The sequence below is a fragment of the Ruegeria sp. AF2 genome (assembly GCF_056542025.1).
The window spans coordinates 1-4,016 of sequence record NZ_JBQFZC010000018.1 but is presented as its reverse complement, the minus strand read 5'-3'; the positions used below and the strand labels follow the sequence as shown (position 1 = coordinate 4,016).

Annotated in this window: 3 protein-coding genes; all 3 read left to right on the top strand. The window is 61.8% G+C overall.

What is annotated here, in order from left to right:
• Positions 1-1,350: glutamine synthetase family protein (locus ACR0NM_RS20800; protein ID WP_480438004.1), on the top strand; the 1,350-nt coding region annotated here is incomplete at its 5' end.
• A gap of 128 nt (positions 1,351-1,478) precedes the next feature.
• Positions 1,479-2,861: an aldehyde dehydrogenase family protein gene (locus ACR0NM_RS20795; protein WP_480616435.1), complete on the top strand. Its 1,383-nt coding sequence runs from the start codon at positions 1,479-1,481 to the stop codon at positions 2,859-2,861.
• A gap of 67 nt (positions 2,862-2,928) precedes the next feature.
• A partial coding sequence (locus ACR0NM_RS20790) for an iron-containing alcohol dehydrogenase (RefSeq protein ID WP_480438006.1) occupies positions 2,929-4,016 on the top strand: 1,088 nt, incomplete at its 3' end.

Below are 4,016 nucleotides of genomic sequence, written 5' to 3'. Positions count from 1 at the left end.
CTGACATTTGAGCATTTGAAGGCTGAGGTTTCGTCTGGCGAGATTGATACGGTATTGGTTTGTCTGGTTGACATGCAGGGCCGTTTGATGGGGAAGCGGTTTCATGCGGGTCATTTTGTTGCGGGGGCGTGGGAAGAGACGCATTGCTGCAATTATCTGCTGGCGACGGATCTCGAGATGGGGACGCCGGATGGGTATGCGTCGACCAGTTGGGAGCGGGGCTATGGCGATTATGTGATGAAGCCGGATCTGAGCACGCTGCGCCCTGTACCGTGGCTGGAAGGCACGGCGATGGTGATGTGCGATGTGCTGGATCATCACACGCATGAAGAAGTGCCACACGCGCCGCGCTCGATCCTGAAGCGTCAGGTGAACCGGTTGAAGGCGATGGGTTATGACGCGATGTGCGCCACCGAGCTGGAGTTTTTCCTGTTCGAGAAAAGCTTTGATCAGATCCGCAAGGAAGGCTTTCGCGACCTTGAGCCGATCTCGGGGTATAACGAGGACTATCACATCCTTCAGACCACCAAGGAAGAGCATGTGATGCGCCCGATCCGCAACCATCTGTGGGATGCGGGGATACCGGTCGAGAACACGAAAGGTGAGGCCGAGACCGGGCAGGAAGAACTGAACATCAAATATGCGCCTGCGATGGAGACGGCCGAGTATCACTCGATCGCCAAGAACGCGGTGAAAGAGATTGCCTGGCAGCATGGGCATGCCGCGACCTTCCTGCCGAAATGGCATCATGAGAAAGTGGGCAGTTCCAGCCACGTGCATCAGTCGCTCTGGTCCGAGGGGCGGCCGATCTTTTTCGACGAAAAAGACCCGCTCGGCATGTCGGATGTGATGAAAAGCTACATGGCGGGTCTGCTGAAATACGCCGCCGATTACACCTGTTTCATGGCGCCCTACATCAACAGCTACAAGCGGTTCATGAAGGGGACCTTTGCGCCGACGCGGATCATCTGGTCGGTGGACAACCGCACCGCCGGGTTCCGCCTGTGCGGTGACGGCACCAAGGCGGTGCGGGTGGAATGCCGTATCCCGGGCTCGGATATGAACCCCTATCTGGCGATGGCTGGGATGCTGGCGGCGGGGATCGCTGGGATCGAAGAAGGGCTGGAGTTGCAGCCGCCGACCACGGGCGACGTCTATCAGGGAGAGACGGGGATGATCCCGGGCGATCTGCGCGCGGCGCGGGATGCGCTGCATGGCTCGGCGATGTTGCGGGCTGCGATGGGAGATGACGTTGTCGATCACTATGCGCGCGCGGCCGAGGTTGAGATCGAAGAGTTTGAGCGCGTGGTGACCGATTGGGAAATTGCCCGCGGGTTCGAGCGGGCTTGAGAGGGTGAAAGCGAGGGGCCAGCCCCGCCGCCATTGGCGCTCGAACCAATGGCGCACCAATGGCGGCCCCCGAGATATTTATGGCCAGATGAAGCAGGGATCCTGCTCTCTTTAGAGATGGAGTGACTATGGGGCAGATGTTGCAATGTGTCTCGCCGATTGATGGGTCGGTTTTTGCCGAGCGCGAGGTGTTGTCGCGGGAGGCGGCGTTTGAGGTTGCGGGCCGGGCGCGGGCCGCACAGGCGGCTTGGGCGGCGCGGCCCTTGCGGGAACGCATTGATCTCGTGATGGCGGGTGTGGCTGCTGTTGGCGCGATGAATGAGGAAATCGTGCCCGAGTTGGCGCATATGATGGGTCGCCCGGTGCGCTATGGCGGTGAATTCGGCGGCTTCAACGAGCGCGCAAGCCATATGGCCGGGATTGCCGAAAGCGCATTGGCTGATATCGCGGTGGGCGAAGATGAGACGTTCAAGCGCTATATCAGGCGCATCCCGCATGGGGTGGTGTTTGTGGTGGCGCCCTGGAATTATCCTTACATGACGGCGATCAACACGGTGGCCCCGGCGCTAATCGCGGGTAATACGGTGATCCTGAAACACGCCACGCAGACCCTGCTGGTGGGCGAGCGTATGGCGCAGGCCTTCCATGCAGCGGGTGTGCCGGAAGACGTGTTCCAGAATGTCTTTCTGAGCCATGACGTGACCAACGATCTGATCGCGGGCAATGCGTTCGACTTCGTGAACTTCACCGGCTCGGTCGGCGGCGGCCAGGCGATGGAGCGCGCGGCGGCGGGCACCTTTACCGGCGTCGGGACTGAGCTGGGCGGCAAGGATCCGGGTTATGTGATGGACGATGCCGATCTGGAGGCGGCGGTTGAGACGCTGATCGACGGGGCAATGTTCAACGCGGGCCAGTGCTGCTGCGGGATCGAGCGGATTTATGTGCATGAAAGCCTGTATGACGACTTCGTCGCCAGGGCGGTGGAGATCGTGAAGGGCTATAAGCTGGGCAATCCGCTGGACGCTGAGACCACCATTGGCCCGATGGCCAATGTGCGCTTTGCCGATGAGGTGCGGGCGCAGATTGCCGAGGCGGTCGAGGCTGGTGCGGTGGCCCATATCGACATCTTCCCCGAGGATGATGGCGGCGCATATCTGACGCCGCAGATCCTGACCAATGTCACCCATGACATGCGGGTGATGCGGGATGAAAGCTTTGGCCCGGTAGTGGGCATCATGAAAGTGTCCACGGATGATGAGGCCATCCGGATGATGAATGACAGCGCGTTTGGCCTGACAGCGAGCCTCTGGACCCGCGATCTGGATCGCGCGGCCCGCGTGGGCGACCAGATTGAGACGGGCACCGTCTTCATGAACCGCGCCGATTATCTGGATCCCGGCCTGTGTTGGACCGGCTGCAAGAATACCGGGCGCGGCGGCGGTCTCTCGGTCATTGGCTATCACAACCTGACACGTCCCAAATCCTATCACCTGAAAAAGGTCACGGGCTAAGGACGCCGGCCTGCCTCGGAATGACCCCCTCGCCGGGGCAGGCCTTTTGACACGAAGGAAAGCAAACATGTCACTTGTTGGAAACTGGTCTTATCCAACCGCAATCAAATTCGGGGCCGGGCGGATCAATGAATTGCCCGAAGCCTGTGCGGCGGCCGGCATGAAGAAACCGCTGCTGGTCACCGACAAGGGGCTGGCCGACCTGCCGATCACCACCGCGACGCTGGATATCATGGAGACCGCCGGTCTGGGCCGGGGTCTGTTCGCGGATGTGGACCCGAACCCCAATGAACAGAACCTCGAGGCCGGTGTTGCGGCCTATAACGCGGGCGGCCATGACGGGGTGATCGCTTTTGGCGGCGGCTCGGGGCTGGATCTGGGCAAGATGGTCGCCTTCATGTGTGGTCAGACGCGCCCGGTCTGGGACTTTGAGGACATCGGCGATTGGTGGACCCGAGCGGATGCCGATGCCATCGCGCCGATCATCGCCGTCCCCACAACTGCCGGGACCGGGTCCGAAGTGGGGCGCGCCAGCGTCATCACCAACTCGGAAACCCACGCCAAGAAGATCATCTTCCATCCCAAGGTGCTGCCGACCGTGGTGATCTGCGACCCCGAGCTGACGGTGGGCATGCCCAGGTTCATCACCGCAGGCACCGGTCTGGATGCGTTTGCGCATTGCGTCGAGGCGTTTAGCAGCCCGCATTACCACCCGATGTCTCAGGGCATCGCGCTGGAAGGGATGCGGCTGGTCAAGGACTACCTGCCACGTGCCTATGCGGACGGCACCGACATCGAAGCCCGCGCCCAGATGATGAGCGCGGCGGCGATGGGGGCCACCGCCTTCCAGAAAGGCCTGGGCGCCATCCACGCCATGAGCCACCCCGTCGGTGCGGTGTTCAACACCCACCACGGCACCACCAACGCGGTCTGCATGCCCGCCGTGCTCGAGTTCAACGCGCCAGTCATCGCCGACCGCTTCCAGCAAGCCGCCGCCTATCTGGGCATCGACGGCGGCTTCGACGGCTTCCGCAGCTTCGTGCAAGAGTTCAACGACAGCCTCGCCATCCCCCGCAATCTCTCCGACCTCGGCGTCACCAAAGCCGCCATCCCCGAACTGGTCCAGGGCGCAATCATCGACCCCTCATGCGGAGG

Bases quoted from the DNA above. Each gene is read 5' to 3' on its own strand.
- ACR0NM_RS20795 (WP_480616435.1), top strand. From the start codon at position 1,479: ATGGGGCAGATGTTGCAATGTGTCTCGCCGATTGATGGGTCGGTTTTT.